Annotated in this window: 10 protein-coding genes; all 10 read left to right on the top strand. The window is 72.6% G+C overall.

Annotation, left to right across the window (positions count from 1 at the left end):
- The first annotated feature begins 1 nt into the window (after position 1).
- The 10 genes from V5E28_RS40135 to V5E28_RS40090 all read left to right on the top strand — a co-directional run bounded on the left by V5E28_RS40135 (position 2) and on the right by V5E28_RS40090 (position 19,917).
- Positions 2-11,110 carry an amino acid adenylation domain-containing protein gene (locus V5E28_RS40135; RefSeq protein ID WP_336214998.1) on the top strand — a complete coding sequence of 3,703 codons (11,109 nt, stop codon included), beginning with the start codon at positions 2-4 and terminating at the stop codon, positions 11,108-11,110.
- Positions 11,111-11,193: 83 nt separating this feature from the next.
- Positions 11,194-12,162, top strand: a complete 969-nt coding sequence (locus V5E28_RS40130) for a TauD/TfdA family dioxygenase (protein ID WP_336214997.1) — start codon at positions 11,194-11,196, stop codon at positions 12,160-12,162.
- Positions 12,143-13,285, top strand: coding sequence for a capreomycidine synthase (gene vioD / locus V5E28_RS40125; protein ID WP_336214995.1), 1,143 nt, complete (start codon positions 12,143-12,145; stop codon positions 13,283-13,285). The genes V5E28_RS40130 and vioD overlap by 20 nt, the downstream gene beginning before the upstream one ends.
- Positions 13,286-13,294: 9 nt before the next feature.
- Positions 13,295-14,185, top strand: a complete 891-nt coding sequence (locus tag V5E28_RS40120; RefSeq protein WP_336214993.1) for a tryptophan 2,3-dioxygenase — start codon at positions 13,295-13,297, stop codon at positions 14,183-14,185.
- A gap of 89 nt (positions 14,186-14,274) precedes the next feature.
- Entirely contained in the window at positions 14,275-14,493 is a 219-nt protein-coding gene (locus tag V5E28_RS40115; RefSeq protein WP_336214991.1) for an MbtH family protein, read from the top strand.
- A gap of 1 nt (position 14,494) precedes the next feature.
- Entirely contained in the window at positions 14,495-15,247 is a 753-nt protein-coding gene (locus V5E28_RS40110) for a thioesterase II family protein (RefSeq protein WP_336214990.1), read from the top strand.
- Positions 15,248-15,254: 7 nt separating this feature from the next.
- Positions 15,255-16,268: a TauD/TfdA family dioxygenase gene (locus V5E28_RS40105; RefSeq protein ID WP_336214989.1), complete on the top strand. Its 1,014-nt coding sequence runs from the start codon at positions 15,255-15,257 to the stop codon at positions 16,266-16,268.
- Between the two features lies 1 nt (position 16,269).
- Positions 16,270-18,012, top strand: coding sequence for a non-ribosomal peptide synthetase (locus tag V5E28_RS40100; protein ID WP_336214988.1), 1,743 nt, complete (start codon positions 16,270-16,272; stop codon positions 18,010-18,012).
- Positions 18,009-18,932 carry an LLM class flavin-dependent oxidoreductase gene (locus tag V5E28_RS40095; RefSeq protein WP_336214986.1) on the top strand — a complete coding sequence of 308 codons (924 nt, stop codon included), beginning with the start codon at positions 18,009-18,011 and terminating at the stop codon, positions 18,930-18,932. The genes V5E28_RS40100 and V5E28_RS40095 overlap by 4 nt, the downstream gene beginning before the upstream one ends.
- 1 nt (position 18,933) lies before the next feature.
- Entirely contained in the window at positions 18,934-19,917 is a 984-nt protein-coding gene (locus V5E28_RS40090) for a 3-oxoacyl-ACP synthase III family protein (protein WP_336214984.1), read from the top strand.

The raw sequence follows: 19,917 nt of genomic DNA, 5'->3' as shown, positions 1-19,917 counted from the left end.
TCTGCCGTTCGAGCGGCTGGTGGAGGCGCTCAACCCCTCGCGCGGCAGCCACCACCCGCTCTTCCAGACCTCCCTCGTGGTCGACAACGCCACCGTCCACGACCTCGACCTCGACCTCGCCGGACTCACGGCCGCCGAGCGGCCCGTCGACCTCCCCGTCTCGAAGTTCGACCTCACTGTCGCCGTCACCGAACACGAGGCAGGCCTCGACTGCGTCATCGGTTACGCCACCGACCTGTTCGACCGGGACACCGTCCGCTCGATCGGGCGCCGGTTCCTGAAGGTCCTCGAATCGATGGTCGCCGCCCCCGCGACCCGCATCGGGCAGGCCGACGTGCTGGAGCCCGCCGAGCACGCCTTCGCGGAAACCGGGATCTACGTGCTGAACGGCGGCCTCTCCATGGTCCCCGCGGGCGCGGTGGGAGAGCTGTACGTCTCGGGCTCCTACCTTGCGCCGGACCGCGCCGGCTGGGCCGCCGACCGGTTCGTGGCCGACCCCTTCGACCGCGCGGGCGGCTGGATGTACCGGACCGGCGACCTGGCGCGCCGGAGCCTGGACGGCCGGCTGGACTTCGTCCGGCCTCACGCCGCGCCCGAGCCCGGCGAGCCGGCCGACCGCGGCCCGCGCAGCCCCCGCGAAGAGATCCTGTGCCGCCTGTTCGCGGAGGTGCTCGGGCTGCCCTCGGTCGGCATCGACGACAACTTCTTCGCCCTCGGCGGCTACTCGCTGCTGGCCATCCGGCTGGTCTCCCGCATCCGATCGACTCTCGGCGCCGAGGTGAACGTGCGAGAGCTGTTCGTCTCGCCGACCGTGGCCACCATCGCGGCGAGCTGGAACGAGAGCGGCGACCCGCGTCCCGCCCTCGTGCCCGTGCCGCGGCCTGATGTGGTGCCGCTCTCCTACGCCCAGCAGCGGCTGTGGTTCCTGCGCGAGTGGGAGGGCCCCAGCGCGACCTACAACATCCCGATAGCCTTCCGGCTGTCCGGGCGGCTCGACGTGGAGGCGCTGACCTGCGCGCTGAACGACGTCGTCGGCAGGCACGAGAGCCTGCGGACCCTGCTCCCCGCCGCGGGCGGCATAGCGCGCCAGCAGATCGTCGACGCCGACCTCGCCAGGCCGTTCTTCTCGATTCGCGCCTGCGCGCCGGACGAGCTGGAGGCGGCCGTCGACGAGGCCGCCGGCCACCTCTTCGACCTGGCGGCCGAGCTGCCCATCCGGGCGTGGCTGTGCGCGCCCGCGCCGGACGAGCACGTCCTGGTGCTGGTCATGCACCACATCGCCGCCGACGGATGGTCGGTCGACGTGCTCAGCCGCGACCTCGCCGCCGCCTACACCGCGCGCCGCGCCGGCCAGGCCCCCGGCTGGCTCCCCCTGCCCGTGCAGTACGCGGACTACGCCCTGTGGCAGCGCGAGCTGCTCGGCGGCGACGGCGACCCGGACAGCGTCTTCTCCCGCCAGCTCGCCTACTGGTCCGCGCGGCTGGCCGGGCTGCCCGACCAGCTCGACATGCCCACCGACCGGCCCCGCCCCGCCCTGCCCAGCCACACCGGCGCGCTCGTCGAGCTGGAGGTGGGCGCCGCCCTGCACGAGCGGCTGGTCGCGCTGGCCAGGGAGAGCGACAGCACCGTCTTCATGGTCCTGCAGGCCGCCTTCGCCGCGTTGCTGACCCGCCTGGGCGCCGGGACCGACATCCCGATCGGCACCCCGGTGGCCGGGCGCACCGACGACGCGCTGGACGATCTGGTCGGGTTCTTCGTCAACACGCTGGTGCTGCGGACCGACACCTCGGGCGATCCGACGTTCCGCGAGCTGCTGGCCGGCGTCCGCGAGGCCGACCTGGACGCCTTCGCGCACCAGGACCTGCCGTTCGAGCGGCTGGTCGAGGCGCTCAACCCGGCCCGTTCGGCCGCCCACCATCCGCTCTTCCAGGTCATGCTGGTGCTGCGCAACGACGACCCGCCCCCCTTCGAGCTGCCCGGCGTGCGGGTCTCGGACTGCCCGGTCGGCTTCCGGGTCGCCAAGTTCGACCTCACGCTCGGGCTCGCCGAGCGCTACGGCGAGGACGGCCGTCCCCGCGGCCTGCGCGGCGGCCTGGAGTACAGCACCGACCTGTTCGACGAGGACACCGCGCGCTCGCTGGCCGAGCGCCTGCTCCGCCTGCTCGGCGCGGTCACGGCCGACCCGGATCGGCCCATCGGCGACATCGACGTGCTCGGCGACGAGGAGCGCCACCGGCTCCTCGTCGAGTGGAACGGCGAGCGGGCCGACCATGCCGGCGGCACGAACGTCGCCGAGCTGATCAGGCTGCGCGCCGCACAGACTCCCGATGCGACCGCGCTGAGCTGCGGGGACAGCAAGGTCAGCTACGCCGAGCTGGTCGAGCGGGCCGAGCGGCTCGCCCACCGCCTGCTCCGGCTGAGCACCTCCCCCGAGCAGGTCGTCGCCGTGATGACGGAGCAGCGGCCCGAGCTCGTGGTCGCGATGCTGGGCGTGATGCTGGCCGGCAAGGCGTTCCTCCTGCTCGACCCCGCGACCCCGGCCCTGCGGCTGGAGACGATGCTGCGCGACGCGGCAGCCGAAGCCGTGATCACCATGCCGCAGCCGGGCGCCGGGCTGGACGGCGTCGGCCTCGCCGATCTGGCCGTCCTGCACGTCGACGGCGCCCCCGTCGCCCCGCGGCCCCTTCCGGCGCTCGACCCCGCAGCCCTGGCCTGCGTCTTCTTCACCTCGGGCTCCACCGGACGGCCGAAGGGCTCCATGTTCGTCCACGGTGAGCTGGCGCGGTACGCCCTGGCGATGTCCGGCGTCCTGGGCCTCTCGGCCGATGACCGGATCCTGCAGGTAGCCGGCGTCTCGTTCGACGTGATCGTGGAGGAGGTCCTGCCGACGCTGCTCGCCGGCGCCTGCGTGGTCCTCCCGGGGGCAGCCGGGCTCACCGTCGTGGCCGACCTCGCCGGGCACCTGGAGTCGCAGCGCATCACCGGCTTCGAGGTGACCACGCCTTACTGGCACGAATGGGTCGACGCCCTCACGCGCGAGGGGCGACGGCTGCCGGAGTCGCTCCGGTTCGTCATCATCGGCGGCGAGCGGGTCTCGCCCGACCACCTCCAGAGATGGCGCCCCCTGGGCGCGGCCCGGCTGTTCAACGTGTACGGCCTGACCGAGGTGACCTGCACGTCCAGCGTCCACGAGCTCACCGCGGACGACCGCTCGCTGCCCATCGGACGGCCGCTGCCCAACGTCCGGGCCTTCGTGCTGGACTCCGGCCTGCGGCCGGTGCCGGCGGGGGTGGCGGGTGAGCTCTACCTGGGCGGTGGCGGTCTGGCCCGCGGGTACGCCGGCCGTCCCGGGCTGAGCGCGGGCCGGTTCGTGGCCTCTCCCTTCGAGCCGGGCACCCGGATGTACCGGACGGGCGATGTGGCGCGGTGGCGGGCCGACGGGGTGCTGGAGTTCGTCGGCCGGGCCGACGACCAGGTCAAGCTGCGCGGCTTCCGCATCGAGCCGGGCGAGGTCGAGGCCGTGCTGGCCGCTCATCCGCAGGTGGCGCAGGCGGTCGTCACCGTGGCCGAGGACGGCTCGGGCGAGCGGCGGCTGGTGGCGTACCTGACGGCCACGGACGCGCGGGCCGTGCCGGACAGCGCGGCGCTGCGGGCGCACGTGGCCGCGGTGCTTCCGGACTACATGGTCCCGGCGGCGTTCGTACCGCTGAAGTCGCTGCCGCTGACGCGGACCGGGAAACTCGATCGGCGGGCGCTGCCCGCGCCGGCCTTCGACGGGCTCCCCGCCGGTCGCGGGCCGCGCGATCCTCGCGAGGAGATCCTGTGCGGGCTGTTCGCCGAGGTGCTGGGCGTGAGCCGGGTGGGCGTCGACGACGACTTCTTCGAGCTGGGCGGGCACTCCCTGCTGGCCACCCGGCTGATCTCCAGGATCCGGTCCGCACTGGGCGTGGAACTGAGCGTGCGGGAGCTGTTCGCGGACCCTACCGTGGCAGGCGTCGCACGGCGCGCCATGACGGGAACGACCCGCCCGGCGCTGACGGCGGCCCCCCGCTCCGGCGTCGTGCCGCTCTCCTACGCCCAGCAGCGGCTCTGGTTCCTGCACGAGTGGGAGGGGCCCAGCCCCACCTACACCATCCCGGTCGCGGTGCGCTGGTCGGGAACCCTCGACAGGGAGGCGCTGATCGCCGCGATCGGCGACGTGACCGACCGGCACGAGAGCCTGCGCACCGTCTACCCCGCCACCGGCGGCGTGCCGTACCAGCGGGTCGTCGAGGCCCGCCCGGACGTCGAGGTCGTCGCCTGCACGGAGGACGAGCTGGCGGCGCTGATCGAGCAGGCCGCCGGCCACGCCTTCGACCTGGCCGTGGAGCCGCCGCTCCGGGCCTGGCTGTTCGCGCTGGACGAGCGGGAGCACGTCCTGCTCATCCTTCTTCACCACATCGCCGCCGACGGCTGGTCGATGACCCCGCTGGGACGCGACCTCGCCCGCGCCTACACGGCCCGCGCCGAGGGCCGGGCACCGGACTGGGCGCCGCTGCCCGTCCAGTACGCCGACTACGCGCTGTGGCAGCGCGAGCTGCTGAGCTCGGAGGACGATCCGGACAGCGTGCCGGCCCGGCAGCTCGCGTTCTGGTCGGCGGAGCTGGCCGGCCTCCCCGCCCGCCTCGCGCTGCCGGCCGACCGGCCGCGCCCGCCCCAGCCCAGCCACCGCGGGGCGACGCTGCCCTTCGCGATACCGGCCGCTCTGCACGCCCGGCTCCTGGAACTGGGCCGTGACTCGCACGCGACGCTGTTCATGGTGCTGCACGCGGCACTGGCCGCGCTGCTGACCCGTCTGGGCGCGGGGACCGACATCCCGATCGGCACCCCGGTGGCCGGGCGCGACGAGGACGCGCTGGACGACGCCATCGGCCTGTTCGTCAACACGCTGGTGCTGCGCGCCGACACCGGCGGCCGCCCCACCTTCCGCGAGCTGATCGCCCGGGTCCGCACCGCCGACCTGGCCGCCTACGAGCACCAGGACCTGCCCTTCGAGCGGATCGTCGAAGCGCTCAACCCCGACCGCGCGGGCGGCCACCACCCGCTCTTCCAGACCATGCTCAGCGTCGAGCGGAGCCTCACAGCGGGCGAGTTCGAGCTGCCCGGCGCGCGCGCCGCCTTCGTGCCCTCGCCTGCCGTCGGCGCCAAGTTCGACCTCTCCTTCGACCTGATCGAGGAGCGCGACGACGACGGCCGGGCGGCGGGCCTCCACGGAGCGATCGAGTACAGCACGGACCTGTTCGATCACGGCACCGTCGCTGCCATGGCCGGGCGCCTTCTCAGGCTGCTCGCGGCGATGGCCGGCGACCCCGGACAGCCGATCAGCCGCCCCGACCTGCTGGACCCGGCCGAGCGGCGACGCGTCCTCGTCGAATGGAACGACACGGCCACCGGCGACCGCCCCCCGCACCGGGCCGTCCACGACCTGTTCGACCAGCAGGTGCGCCGGAGCCCCGACGCGGTGGCCGTGGTGTGCGGGCCGGACGCCCTCACGTACGCGGAGCTGAACCGGCGGGCCAACCGGCTCGCCCACCACCTCACGGGCAGGGGAGTGGGCCGCGGCCACGTCGTCGGCGTCCACCTGGAGCGCGGCGTGGACCTGGTCGCCGCGGTGCTGGCCATCCTCAAGGCGGGTGCCGCGTACGTGCCGCTGGACCCCGATCAGCCGGCGGACCGGCTGGCGTTCCTGCTCGCCGACACCGGCGCGTCCCTGGTGCTGACCCGGTCCGGCCTCGCCGCCGCGCTGCCCGCCCTGCCGGCGGTCATGCTGGACGACGACCGGCGGGCCATCGCGGCGGAGCCCGCCGGGAATCCGCGGGCGGGCGTGCTTGCCGAAGACCTCGCCTACGTGATCCACACCTCCGGCACCACGGGCCGCCCCAAGGGCGTGATGGTCGAGCACGGCAACCTGCTGAGGCTCGCGCACACCTACGACCTCCAGTACGGGCTCTCCGCCCTGAAGCCGCGGTTCGTCTCGGTGTCCGGAATCTCCGTCGACCTGTTCTTCGCCGACATGATCAGGTCGATCTTCTTCGGCGGGACGCTCACGATCAGCCCGATCGAGGTCACCCTCGACCCGGCCAGGCTGCTGGAATTGCTGGACAGTTCGGCGGCGACCAGCCTGGAGATCGTCCCCTCGCTCCTGCGGACGCTGGTCCAGGAGGTCAAGCGGCAGGGCCGAACGTTCCCCCCGCTGCGCCACCTCACGGTCGGCTCGGAGGGCTGGCCCGTCACCGCCTGCGGGGAGCTGCTGGAGGTGCTCCAGCCGGGATCGCTGGCCGTCAACGCCTACGGCTCCACCGAGGTCACGGTGGACGCCACCGCCTTCACGCCCACTCCGGAACCGACCGGCGAGCGGTTCGTGCCGATCGGCAGGCCGCTGCCCGATGTCCAGGTCTATGTCCTGGACCAGGACATGAGCGTGCTCCCGCCGGGGGTGGCGGGCGAGCTCTACGTGGCGGGCGGCGGCGTGGCGCGCGGCTACATCGGCAGCCCCGGACTGACCGCCGGCCGGTTCGTCGCCGATCCGTTCGGGCCCGCGGGGTCGCGCATGTATCGCATGGGCGACGTCGTCAAGGCGCGGGCCGACGGCGAGCTGGAGTTCCTCGGCCGTGCCGACGACCAGGTCAAGATCCGTGGCTTCCGCATCGAGCTGAGCGAGGTGGAGGCGGCGATGCGGAAGGTGCCCGGCGTCCGGGACGCCGCGGCCGGCCTGCACCACGACTCCACCGGGACCGCGCGGCTCGTCGGCTACCCGGTCGGCGGCGTCGAGCCGGCCGTCCTGCGGACAGCCCTGGCCGCGGTGCTGCCCGACTACATGGTCCCGGCGGCGTTCGTGCCGTTGGAGGCGTTGCCGCTGACGCCGAACGGCAAGGTGGATCGGCGGGCGTTGCCCGCGCCTTCCTTCGACGGGCTCTCCACCGGTCGCGGGCCGCGTGATCCGCGTGAAGAGGTTCTGTGCGGTTTGTTCGCCGAGGTGCTGGGCGTGGGCCGGGTGGGCGTCGACGACGATTTCTTCGAGCTGGGCGGGCATTCGTTGCTGGCCACCCGGCTGATCTCCAGGATCCGGTCCGCGCTGGGCGTGGAGCTGAGCGTGCGGGAGCTGTTCGCGAACCCCACCGTGGCGGGCATCGCCCGGCTTCGCGCGCCAGGTTCCGTCCGGCCCGCACCGGCGCCCGCCGCCCGGCCTGAGCGGATCCCGCTCTCCTACGCCCAGCAGCGGCTGTGGTTCCTCAACCAGTGGGAAGGCTCGAACGCCACCTACAACGTGCCGATGTCCGTCCGCCTGCGCGGCGGGCTGGACGCCGCCGCGCTGACCGCCGCGATCGCCGACGTCGTGGAGCGGCACGAGGCGCTGCGGACGGTCTTCCCCGTCATCGGGGGCGTGCCGTACCAGCGGATCGTCGAGGCGGCCCAGCCGGCCGTCGAGGCGGCCGACGTCACCGAGGCGGAGCTGCGCCAGGCGCTGGCCGAGGCCGCGCACCAGCCGTTCGACCTGGCCGAGGAGCTTCCCATCAGGGCCCGGCTGTTCAGGCTGGGGCCGGAGGAGCACGTGCTGTTGCTGGTGATGCACCATATCGCCGCGGATGGCTGGTCGACGGGTGTGCTGTGTCGTGATCTGTCGGTGGCGTACGGGGCGCGGGTGCGGGGGTTGGTGCCGGTGTGGTCGTCGTTGCCGGTTCAGTACGCGGATTACGCGTTGTGGCAGCGGGAGTTGCTGGGGGAGGAGGACGATCCGGGCAGTGTGCTGGCTGGGCAGTTGGGGTTCTGGTCGGCGGAGTTGGCGGGTCTTCCGGAGGAGTTGGTGTTGCCGGTTGATCGGCCGCGTCCGGCGGAGCCGAGTTATCGGGGCGATCATGTGCGGTTCGCTGTTTCGGCGGAGTTGCATGGTGGGTTGCTGGCGTTGGCCAGGCAGAGTGGTGCGACGTTGTTCATGGTGGTGCAGTCGGCGCTGGCGGCGTTGTTGTCCCGGCTGGGTGCTGGGGGTGATGTCCCGATCGGGACTCCGGTGGCCGGGCGGTTGGATGACGCGCTGGATGATCTGGTCGGGTTCTTCGTCAACACGCTGGTGTTGCGGACCGATACTTCGGGCGATCCGACGTTCCGTGAGCTGATCGATCGGGTCCGGGCTACAGATCTGGCCGCCTACGAGCATCAGGATCTGCCGTTCGAGCGGCTGGTGGAGGCGCTCAACCCCTCGCGCGGCAGCCACCACCCGCTCTTCCAGACCCTGTTCGCGCTGCACAACGACGGCGCGTTCGACCTGCCGCTGGCCGGCCTGCGCACCTCCTACGAGGACGTGGCGCTCGACGTCGTCCAGTTCGACCTCGGGTTCGTGATGAGCGAGCGGTACGCGGACGACGGCTCGCCCGGCGGCCTGCTCGGCGTCGTCGAGTACGCCGCCGACCTGTTCGACCGCGACACCGTGGAACGGCTCGCGCTCCGCTTCGAGCGGCTGCTCGCGTCCATGGTGGCCGATCCCGGCCGTGGCATCGACGAGGTCGAGCTGCTCTCGGCGGACGAGCGGGAGACCCTGGTGACGGCGTGGAACGGCACGCCATGGCAGGTGCCGGAGGCCACGCTCACCGAGCTGGTCGAGGCGCGGGCGGCGAGCGCGCCGGACGCGGTGGCGGTCGTGTCGGAAGAGCGCGTGCTGACCTACGCCGAACTGAACGCCCGCGCGAACCGGCTCGCCCGCCACCTCGCCTCCCTGGGCGTCGGGCCCGAGTCCCTGGTCGCGGTCGCGCTGCCCAGATCCGAGCACCTCGTCGTGGCGCTGCTGGCGGTCCTCAAGGCCGGTGGGGCCTACCTGCCCGTCGACCTCGGCTACCCCGCCTCCCGCGTCGCGTACCTGCTGGAGGACGCCCGGCCCGTGCTGCTGCTGACGGTATCGGCGGGCACAGCGGGCACAGCGGTGCCGACGCTGATCCTCGACGACCCAGGAGTCGCCGCGGAGATCGGCGCGCACCCGGGCACCGATCCGCGCCGCCAGGTCTCGGCCGACCATCCCGCCTACGTCATCTACACCTCCGGCTCCACCGGACGGCCCAAGGGGGTCGTGGTCGCGCATCGCAGCGTGGTCAACCTCCTGCAGACCGCCTGCGAGCAGCTCGACCTGGGCCCCGGTGACGCATGGACGATGTTCCACTCCTACGCCTTCGACTTCTCCGTCTGGGAGCTGTGGGGCGCGCTCGCCAGTGGCGGGCGGGTGGTGGTGGTCTCCTCCGAGGTGATCCACCAGCCGGAGGCGTTCTGGCAGCTCATGCGGGAACGCCGCGTCACGGTGCTGAGCCAGACGCCGTCCAGTTTCCGGGAAATCCTCCGCGCGGCGGGAGAGCACGGCGAGCCGCTGCCCGAGCTCCGTCTGGTGGTCTTCGGCGGCGAGGCGCTCAAGCGGGACCACGTGCGCGGCTGGTACGAGTCGTTCCCCACCGCCACGACCCGGCTCGTCAACATGTACGGCATCACCGAGACCACCGTCCACGTCACCTCCCACGAACTGGAGTGGGCCGAGGTCCAGCGGCACGACAGGGTGGGCGCCGGCCGATCGCTGCCCAACTACCAGACGTACGTGCTGGGCAGCGGCCTGCGCCCCGTGCCCCTCGGCGTGACGGGCGAGCTGTACGTGGCAGGCGACGGTCAGGCCCGCGGCTATCTCGGCCGCCCTGGGCTCACCGCGAGCAGGTTCGTGGCCGGCCCGTTCGGCTCGGGCACGCGGATGTACCGGACCGGCGACCTCGCGAGATGGCGGGCCGACGGCGTCCTGGAGTTCGTCGGCCGCGGCGACGACCAGGTCAAGATCCGCGGCTTCCGCATCGAACTGGGCGAGGTCGAGGCGGCGCTGGCCGCCCATCCCCAGGTGGCGCAGGCGGCCGTGATCGCCAGGGAGGACCGGCCGGACGACCAGCGATTGGTGGCCTATCTGGTGCCGGACGCGGCCGGGGCGCTGCCGGACGGCGCGGAGCTGCGGGCGCACGTGGCCGCGCTGCTGCCCGAGTACATGGTGCCGGCGGCGTTCGTGCCGATGGAGTCGCTGCCGTTGACGCTCAACGGGAAGCTGGACCACCGGGCGCTGCCCGCGCCGGAGTTCACCGGCGCGGCCGGCGGCCGCGGCCCCCGCGACTCCCGCGAGGAACTGCTCTGCGGGCTGTTCGCCGAGGTGCTCGGGGTGAGCCCGGTCGGCATCGACGACAACTTCTTCGACCTGGGTGGCCACTCGCTGTCGGCGACCCGGGTGATCGCCAGGATCCGGTCCACGCTGGGGATCGAGGTGAGCCTGCAGGAGTTGTTCCACGCGCCGACCGTCGCGGGGATCTGCGACCTCGCCGACGGCAAGGACGCCGGCGGGGTGCGTCCGACCGGCATCCTGCTCCCGCTGCGCACCCGGGGGACCAAGCCGCCGCTGTTCTGTGTACACCCGGCCACCGGCCTGGCGTGGTGCTACACCGGGCTGCTGCAGCACCTGGATGTCGATCGGCCGATGTACGGCCTGCAGACGCGCGGCATCGGCACCGACGCCGTGCGGCACGGCTCACTCTCCGAGCTGGTCGACGACTATCTCGCCCACGTGCGCCAGGTCCAGCCGGTCGGCCCCTACCACCTGCTGGGCTGGTCGCTCGGCGGCGGCATCGCGCACGCGATCGCCTGCCGGCTGCAGGAGCAGGGCGAGGAGGTCGCCCTCCTGGCCATGATGGACTCCTATCCGCCGGACGACACCTGGCGGGAGGAAATGCCTGACGGCAACTGGGTGGCCGAGCTCATGGACCGCGAGGGCGCCGGCCGGATCGAGCTCGATCCCGTACTGATCGACGAGCTCTTCGCGGCCTCCATGCGCAACCAGGAGCTGGTGTTCGGCGAGACCCCCGGGCTGTTCCGCGGCGACCTGGTGTTCTTCACCGCGACCCTGGGCCGCGATCTCGGCGATCAATCGGCGGGCGACTGGGCGGACTTCGTCGACGGAGAGATCGTCGATCACCTCGTTCACTGCGAACACCTCGACATGACCCGCCCGGAACCGCTCGGCGAGATCGCCGCGGTGCTCATCCGCGTACTCGACCCGCCGACGGAATAGGCGGCGTCCCGGCTCTGTCGAAATCGGGCCTGCTCGAAAAGCGGCCCGGCATTCTTTGGAGGTTTCCCAAGGTGGTATCCGAAATGCTGGTCAACACACGCGTGGTAAGAATCGCGCTGGACCGCGAGGAGGCCAAACTGGCCAGAGCGCTCGCCCTGAACTGCGCCGACGAATATCTCGCCGCCGACAGTCCCGAGTTTCTCGCCGAGGTCAATGTCATCGCGCACGAACTGCCGGTCGCGCCGCGGCGCGCCGTCAATCGGGCCCGGCTCGACGACGGCAAGCACGCCGTTCTCGTCACCGGGAACATCGTGCGCGACGACCTGCTGAACGACACCCCCGCCCACTGGCGCGCACCGCAGAGCGAGGAGGCCAGGCTGTCCGGCTTCACGCTGATGCTCTGGGCCGCGCTGCTCGGGGACGCGATCGCGTGGACCACCCAGCAGGAGGGCCGCATCCTCACCGACGTGCTGCCGGTGGCCGGACACGAGCAGACGACCGTCAGCTCCAGCAGCCGCAAGGAGCTGAGCTGGCACACCGAGGACGCCTTCTCGCCGTACCGCGCCGACTACGTGGGCCTGTACTGCCTGCGCAACCCGGACCGGACACCGACGACGCTGGCCGCGGCGGACCCCCTGGCGCTGCCCGGCTGGGCGTGCGAGGCGCTGACCCAGTCCCGCTTCCTGACCCGCCCCGACGACGCCCACGACCAGGACGTGACGCGGCCCGAGACCGGGCCGGTGCTGACCGGGCCGGCCGACGCCGCGGTGCTGCGCATCGACCGCGACTGCACCGCGGCCGTCCCGGGCGACGAGGAGGCCCGGGCGGCACTGGAGCTGATCTTCGGCCAGCTCGACGCGAACCTGTACGACTTCGCGCTCGCCCCGGGCGACGTGATCTTCGTGGACAACCGGAACGTCGTGCATGGGCGGCGTCCGTTCCGGGCCCGCTACGACGGCCGCGACCGGTGGCTCAGACGGGTCAACGTCGCCGCCGACCTCAGGCGCACCAGGCCGGGCAGGAGAAGCGACGATGACCGTCGAATCGGCTGACCACCGGGCGATCGGGCAGATCTCTCCGGCGCTGCTGGAGGACTGGCTGCGTGAGCGGTACTTCACGCTGCCCGTCGACATCTCCAGCTCCGGCGTGGAGAACTACTCGCTCGGCCGGCTCAGGGAGCTGCTCGGGATCCCCCAGGACGCGCTCGACGAGATCGCCTTCCGCGACAGCCCGTCGGTCGGCTCCCGCGAGCTGCGCGAGGTGATCGCGCGGCGGTTCGGCGACGGCCGGCCGGACTCGGTGATGGTGACCCACGGCTCCACCGAGGCGCTCTTCCTCGCCCTGGCGGCGATCGTGCGGCCGGGGGACGAGATCGTGGTCCTGCACCCGGTCTACCACTCGCTGCACTCGATCGCGGAGGTGCTCGGCGCCCGGCTGCGGGTCTGGCGGCTGGATCCGGCCGACGGCTTCGCCCCCGACCTCGACCGGCTGCGCGACCTGCTCAGCGACCGCACCCGCGCGGTGCTGGTGAACTTCCCGCACAACCCGACGGGCGCCACGCTGCCGCCCGCGAGCTACGCGGAGTTCCTCCGGCTCATCGCGATGCGGGAGTGCTACCTGCTGTGGGACGGCGCGTTCAGCGAGCTCGTCTACGACGGCGACCCGCTGCCCGATCCGCGCGTCTTCCTGGACCGTGCCATCTCCGTGGGCACCCTGTCCAAGGCGTACGGCCTGCCGGGGCTGCGCGTCGGCTGGTGCCTGGCGCCGCCCGACCTGCTCGCGACGATGGTGAAGGTCAGGGACTACGTCTCGATCAGCACCTCGCCGCTGGCGGAGTTCCTGGCCACGGCGGTTCTGACGAACGGCGACAAGATCGTCGCGGAGCGGCTCGGCCAGGCCCGGCTCAACCGCGAGATCCTGCGCGGCTGGGCGGCCGGAACGCAGGACGCCATCGACCTGGCCGTGCCGCTCGGCGGGGTCTGCGCCTTCCCCGCCGTTCGCGGCGTCACCGACGTGCACGAGATCTGCGACGCGCTGGAGAGCCTGGGCGTGCTGGTCGTGCCCGGTGTCTGCTTCGGCCACCCCGACAGGATGCGCATCGGCTTCGGCGGGCCCACAGAGGTCATGTCAGCCGGGCTGCGCGCGATCACCCAGGTCATTCGTGGCCAGGTCTGAGGAGAGACGATGACGGCCGGAAGATACGAGCGTTCGGCGTACCGGGCGCAGAGCGACGACGAGCGCGCCGAGAAGGCGCGGCGCACCGGCGGCGAGCCGATCCTGGAGTTCGAGGGCCGCACCCCGTTCGCCGCGTACGTCCGCCCGGACGTGCTGCTGTCCCTCCAGGAGTTCCGTACCAAGTCGGCGAGCGAGCCCGCCTTCCTCATCGGCACCCAGCTCATGGAGCTCATGTTCAAGCTCGGCCACATCGAGGCGTCGCGGGCCCGTGACCAGCTGGACGCCGACGACGCCGACGCCGCGCTGCGCACCCTGCGGCGGCTGCGCCTGGTGCAGGGCTTGATGGTCGGCTCGTGGGAGCTGTTCGGCGCGCTCAGCCCGGCCGAGTACCGCGAGTTCCGCGATCAGCTCGCCGGCGGATCGGGATTCCAGTCCTCCGCCTACCGGCAGTGGGAGTTCGTCCTCGGCAACAAGAACGCCGCCATGATCCGGCCGTACGAAGGCGACGCCGGCGTCTACGGCGACCTGGTGCGTGACCTGATCGGGCCGAGCCTCTACGACGCGGCACTCGGGCTGCTCGCGCGGAGCGGGCTGGCGGTCCCCGCCGACTGCCTGGAGCGCGACCGGGCGGCGCCCTACCGCCCGCGCGCCGAGGTCGAGCAGGCCTGGCGCCAGGTGTACGAGGACCCCGTCCGCCACCACACGCTGCACCTGCTGGCCGAGGCGCTGGTCGACGTGGCCTACGAGTTCGGGAAGTGGCGGGCGACCCACCTGCTGGTGGTCGAGCGGGTGCTCGGCGGCAAGCCGGGCACCGGCGGCACCAGCGGCGTGGACTGGCTGCGCCGGGCGGCGGAACACCGGTTCTTCCCCGAACTCTGGTCGGTCAGAAGCGCCCTTTGAATTGCCGGTCAGCTGCCTCGAAAACTGCCGGTGAATTCAATTTCCCAATCCTACGATTCACCTGGAAATAAAAATAACCGGAGGTAACGGTGACCAATCCATTCGACGATGAGAACGGCACCTTCTATGTGCTGGTGAACGACGAGGACCAGCACTCCCTGTGGCCCTCGTTCATCGACGTGCCGGACGGCTGGACGGTCGTGCACGGACCCGAAGGCCGGCAGTCCTGCCTGGACTACATCGAGCACAACTGGGTCGACATGCGGCCGAAGAGCCTGCGGGTCCAGATGGACCAGATCAAGACCTGACGTGACCGCGCAACGAGTACAGGACACGACGGTCGTCCGGCCCGCCCCACGGCCGACGGCCACCAGGCAGCTCGTCTGCCTCGGCTTCTGCGGTGGCGGCACCGGGCCGTACCGGGCGTGGACCGCGGCCCTCGACGAGGGCACGGACCTCGCGCTCGTCTGCTATCCCGGCAGGGAGGGCAGGTTCGCCGAGGAGTTCGCCCGATCCTGGGACGAGCTCGTCGAGGACGCCACGGCGGCCGTGCTGTCCGCGGCCGACCGGCCCTACATCCTCTTCGGGCACAGCATGGGCGGCTGGATGGCCTTCGACGTGGTGACCGGGATCGAGCGGCAGGGCGGCCGGCTTCCGCTCGCGCTGGTCGTCTCCTCCTGCAACGCGCCGAACCGGGGCCTGACCGAGCGGGACCGCTTCCCCGCTCTCGGCGACTCCGACTCCGCGCTGCTGGAGTGGATGACGACGATCGGCCTGCTGCCCGCCTATGTACGGTCGGATGCCGGCCTGATGGAGATGGCCTACGAGCTCATGCGCGCCGACATACGGGTGCGCGACTCCTACCGCTACACCCCGGGCGCCACGACCGGCGTCCCCGTGCAGGTGCTCTGGGGCCGCGACGACCAGGTCATCGAGCCGGCCGTCGCCGAGCAGTGGCGCCAGGTCTGCGACGGCGACTTCCGCTGCGACTCCCTGCCCGGTGGCCATTTCTACACCCCCGACATCTGGCGCGCGCTGCCCGCGCACATCGATGCGCTGTGAGGGACCCATGGACGTGACATCCCCCGACCTCGAACTCCAGCTCGCCCCCGGCGAACCGGCGACGGCGACGGCGACGGGCCTCGCCACCGTCGAGGACGCCTGTGCCTGGCTGGCCGCGCGCCGCCCGCGCATCCGCGACCTGCTGGACGAGCACGGCGCGCTGTACCTGCGTGGCCTGCCGATCCACGACCCCGAGGGCTTCGCCGCCGTGCGGGACGTCGTCCTCGCCGTACGGGCGGCCTACCAGGAGAAGGCCACCCCACGCACCCACTTCGGCGACGACGTCTACTCCTCGACCGACCTGCCGCCTTCGCAGTCCATCAGGATGCACAACGAGAACAGTTACACGCTGACGTTCCCCGGCATGCTGCTGTTCTGCTGCCTGACCGCCCCGCACACGGGCGGCGCCACGCCGGTCGCCGACTGCCGCCAGGTGCTGCGCAACCTCCCGCCCGACCTGGTCGAGCGGTTCCGCGTCACCGGCTGGTCGCTGCGGCGCAACTACGGCGAGCGCATCTCCCTCGGCTGGCGCACCGCGTTCAACGCGGACTCGCGCGACGAGGTGGAGAAGTACTGCGCCGACAACATGATCAGCCATCGCTGGGGCGAGAACGACACGCTGCGCACCAGGCAGGTACGTCCCGCGATCATCAGGCATCCCCGGACAGGGGATGAGGTGTGGTTCAACCACGCCGCCTTCTGGAGCGAGCACTCACTGGACCCCGAGATCCGGGGCGTGCTCCTCGAGGAGTTGGGACAGGACGGCCTGCCCTTCACGACAGGGTACGGCGACGGCACGGCGCTCAGCGCGGACGACGTGCGCGCCATGAACGCCGCCTACGACGCGGCCGTCCTGCGGACGACGTGGCAAGCAGGGGATCTGCTGATCGTGGACAACCTGCTTGCCGCGCACGGCAGGGACGCCTTCCGCGGCGACCGGCGGATCGTCGTGGCGATGGGCGAGCCGGTCACGCTCCAGGAGTGCCGCCCGATCCCGTCGATGACCGTCTGCGGGGGCTGAGATGACCGCCACCCTCGCCGAGACCCTCCGTTCCGCCGGTCCCGCGCTGGCGGCCCCGCCCGTCGACGTGCTGCGGCGATTCCGGCGGGCGGTGGACGCCCATCCTGATCGTGCCGCCGTGCACGCGCCGGACGGCGAGCTGGCCTTCGCCGAGCTGGACGCGCGGGTCGACCTGGTTTCGGGGGCGCTGCGGGCGGCGGGCGTCGGGCGCGGCTCCCGCGTCGGCGTCTGCCTGCCGCGCTCGGCGGAGTTGCCCGCGGCACTGCTGGCGGTCTGGCGGCTGGGCGCGGCCTACGTCGCGCTCGATCCCGCCCATCCGGCGGAGCGGCTGGCGTTCACCGTCGCCGACGCCGGCGTGAGCGCGGTCTACACCGACCGGCCAGGGCTCGGCTGGGCGGTGCCCGCCGTGCTCGTCGCGCCGCACGGCGGGGGCGCCACCGGCGCCGCACCGCCCGCCTCCGCGGGCGAGCATGACGTCGCCTACGTGCTCTACACCTCCGGCTCGACCGGCAGGCCCAAAGGGGTCGCGGTCAGCAGGGGAGGGGTAGCGGCCCTCCTGGCCTCCCTGGAGCAGGCGGGCGTCTACCCGGCCGAGCCGGCCCGGGTCGGCTGGAACGCCAGCATGTCCTTCGACGCCTCGGTGCAACAGTGGATCCGCGTGTGCCGGGGCGACACGATCGTGCTGCTGGGCGAAGAGGTGCGCGCCGACCCGCCCGCGCTGGCGGCTTTCCTCCGCGACCACGACCTCGCCGAGCTCGACGTCACGCCCTCGCACTGGGCCGCCCTGCGCGACGATCTCCTGCCCGGGCGGCCGCCGCGGCTGCTGATGGGCGGCGAGCCGATCCCCGGTGACATGTGGCGCGAGCTGGCCGCCGCGGGTGATCCGCCGGCGGTGAACCTGTACGGCCCCAGCGAGTGCACGGTCGACGCCACCGCCGCGACCGTCGCCGGATCGCGGCCGCACATCGGCCGGCCGCTGCCCGGCGTCCGCGCCTACGTACTGGATCGGCACCTGCGCCCGGCCGAGGACGGCGAGCTGTTCATCGCCGGCGCCGGTGTGGCGCACGGCTATGTGAACCGGCCCGCCCTGACCGCCCAGCGGTTCCTGCCCGACGCGGTGGCGCGTGACGGCTCGCGCATGTACCGGACCGGCGATCACGTCCGGTGGGACGCCGACGGCAACCTGATCTTCCTGGGCAGGCTCGACCGGCAGATCAAGGTGCGCGGTCACCGGATCGAGCCGGGCGAGATCGAGGCCGTCCTCGCCGAGCGGCCCGAGGTCACGCGCGCCGTGGTCACCCGGCGCGGCGACGCGCTGGTGGCCTACTACACCGGTGTGGAGACGCCCGGCCGGGCGCTGCGCGAGCAGCTGGCCCGCCGGTTGCCCGAGTACCTGGTGCCCGCCGCGTTCGCGTGGGTGCCGGAGTTCCCGCGGACGGTCAGCGGGAAACTGGACCTGGGCGCGCTGCCCGACCCGCCGCCGGACGCCGGGGCGGGGCCGCCGGTCGAGGGCCCGGTGGAGGAGCTGATCGCGAAGGTGTGGTCGGGCGTGCTCGGCCTCGACCGCGTCCTGGCCGACGACGACTTCTTCGCCCTCGGCGGCCATTCACTGGTGGCGCTCAAGGTGGTGTCGCGGGTGCGCGACCACTTCGGCGTCGTCCTGCCGACGAAGGACGTCTACCGACACCCGCGGCTGCGCGACCTGGCAGCCCACGTGGCACGGCTGAGCGGAGAGACGTCATGACCGACGTGGGAATCATGCTGCCCGCCTCCGGTGCGGCGGACTCAGGCCGATACGACGTGATCGCCTCGGCCCGGCTGGCCGAGGACCTCGCGTTCGACTCGATCTGGACCATCGATCACCTCGCCTTCCACACCGGGATACTCGAACCCGTCACGGTCCTGGCCGCCGCGGCCGCCGTGACCGAGCGGATCGGCCTCGGATTCGGCGTGCTGCTCGGCGCGCTGCGCCACCCGGCCTGGACGGCCAAGCAGCTCGCCTCCCTCCAGGTACTGTCCGGCGATCGGATCCTGCTCGGGGTCGGCGTGGGCGGCGAGAACCCCGCCGAGTGGGAGGCCGCAGGCGTTCCCATGCGGCAGCGAGGCAGGCGGACCGACGCCCTGCTCGGCGCGCTCCCGGCGCTGCTCACCGGCGGTTCGGCGCGGCTGCCCGCCCCGTGGGAGGCCGAGGTGCCCGCGCTGTCGCCCACCGGGGCGATGCCGCCGCTCTGGATCGGCGGCCGCTCCGCGGCGGCGATCGAGCGGGCCGCGCGTCACGGCGAGGGCTGGCTCGGGCTGTGGGTCGATCCGGACCGGTTCGCCAGGCAGCGCGACGCCCTGCACGCCCGCGCCCGCGAGCTGGGCAGGCCCGAGCCGCGGGCGGGCGTCACCGTGTTCGTCCACGTGGACGACCGCGACCCCGAGCATGCCAGGGCAGAGGCGGCCCGGTTCCTCGACGTCCAGTACAGCGGGGCGGCGGCCGGGGCGCTGCGGTACCTCGTCGCCGGAACCGGTGCCGAGGTCGCCAAGGGCCTGGCCGCGCTCGTCTCCGCCGGGGCCGACCAACTGGTACTGCTGCCGGCCGCGGCCGACTACCCGCAGCAGTACCGCCGGCTGGCCGCGCTGGTCGGCGAAGAGTCGCTCGTCATGGGAAAGGGACTGTGAGATGGCTGTCGGAGTAGTGGGACTCGGCGCGTACGTGCCGGAGCGAGTGATCACCAACGCGCATGTCAGCCGCTGGACCGGAATGCCGGAGGAGTGGATCGAGGAGCGGACCGGGATCGTCGAGCGCCGGTACGTCACGGCGGGCACGGCGACCTCCGACCTGGCCCTGGTCGCGGCCAACGAGGCGCTGGACGGCGAGCCGGACTCTCGCGAGCGGCTCGGCGCGCTCGTCGTGGCCACCACGACGCCTGACGTGCCGCAACCGGCGACGGCCGCGATCCTGCAGCACAAGCTGCACCTGAAGTCGGTGCCCGCGTTCGACGTGAACGCCGCCTGCAGCGGCTTCGTGTACGCGCTGGCGATCGCCGAGGGCCTGCTCAAGGCGCACCGGTCCGGCGGTCGGGCCCTGGTCGTCGGGGCGGACATCCTCTCCTCGGTGACGAACAGGAAGGACCGCCGCACCGCCAGCCTCTTCGGCGACGGCGCCGGGGCCATGCTGCTCGGCGAGGTGCCACCCGGGTACGGCTTCCTGACCACCCGGATGATCACCGACGGCGAGTACCACCACGTGGTCGGGGTGGACGCCGGCGGCACCCGGATGGAGCTCGACGAGGAGGCCAGAGCGGGCGGCAAGCACTACGTGCACATGGACGGCAGGACGGTCAAGAACTGGGTGCTGCCGACCCTGCGCAAGCTGGTCGAGCAGGTGCTCGACGACTGCGGCCTGGAACTCGGCGACATCAGCAGGTTCGTGTTCCACCAGGCGAACGGACGGATGCTGGAGACGCTGGCGGCCGATCTCGGCGTCGGGCTGGATCGCGTGCCGCTCACCACGCGACGCTACGGCAACATCGGCGGCGCGTCGGTCCCGTTCACGCTGCACGAGTCGCACCGGCTCCGGCCTCTGGAGCGCGGCGAGCGCATCCTGCTCGCCGCGGCGGGCGCTGGCCTGTGCGCGGGGGCCACGATTCTCCACTGGTACTGA

This window comes from Nonomuraea sp. LPB2021202275-12-8, from assembly GCF_037044575.1.
Classification (GTDB): Bacteria; Actinomycetota; Actinomycetes; order Streptosporangiales; family Streptosporangiaceae; genus Nonomuraea.
Note: the sequence above shows the minus strand (reverse complement) of the source record. Positions and strands in the feature narration are given on the sequence as shown.

What these genes read in the sequence shown, in the direction of transcription:
- V5E28_RS40090 (WP_336214984.1), top strand. Translation starts at nt 18,934, where the DNA reads ATGGCTGTCGGAGTAGTGGGACTCGGCGCGTACGTGCCGGAGCGAGTG.
- V5E28_RS40120 (WP_336214993.1), top strand. Translation starts at nt 13,295, where the DNA reads ATGACGGCCGGAAGATACGAGCGTTCGGCGTACCGGGCGCAGAGCGAC.
- V5E28_RS40105 (WP_336214989.1), top strand. Translation starts at nt 15,255, where the DNA reads ATGGACGTGACATCCCCCGACCTCGAACTCCAGCTCGCCCCCGGCGAA.
- V5E28_RS40130 (WP_336214997.1), top strand. Translation starts at nt 11,194, where the DNA reads ATGCTGGTCAACACACGCGTGGTAAGAATCGCGCTGGACCGCGAGGAG.
- V5E28_RS40095 (WP_336214986.1), top strand. Translation starts at nt 18,009, where the DNA reads ATGACCGACGTGGGAATCATGCTGCCCGCCTCCGGTGCGGCGGACTCA.
- vioD (WP_336214995.1), top strand. Translation starts at nt 12,143, where the DNA reads ATGACCGTCGAATCGGCTGACCACCGGGCGATCGGGCAGATCTCTCCG.
- V5E28_RS40100 (WP_336214988.1), top strand. Translation starts at nt 16,270, where the DNA reads ATGACCGCCACCCTCGCCGAGACCCTCCGTTCCGCCGGTCCCGCGCTG.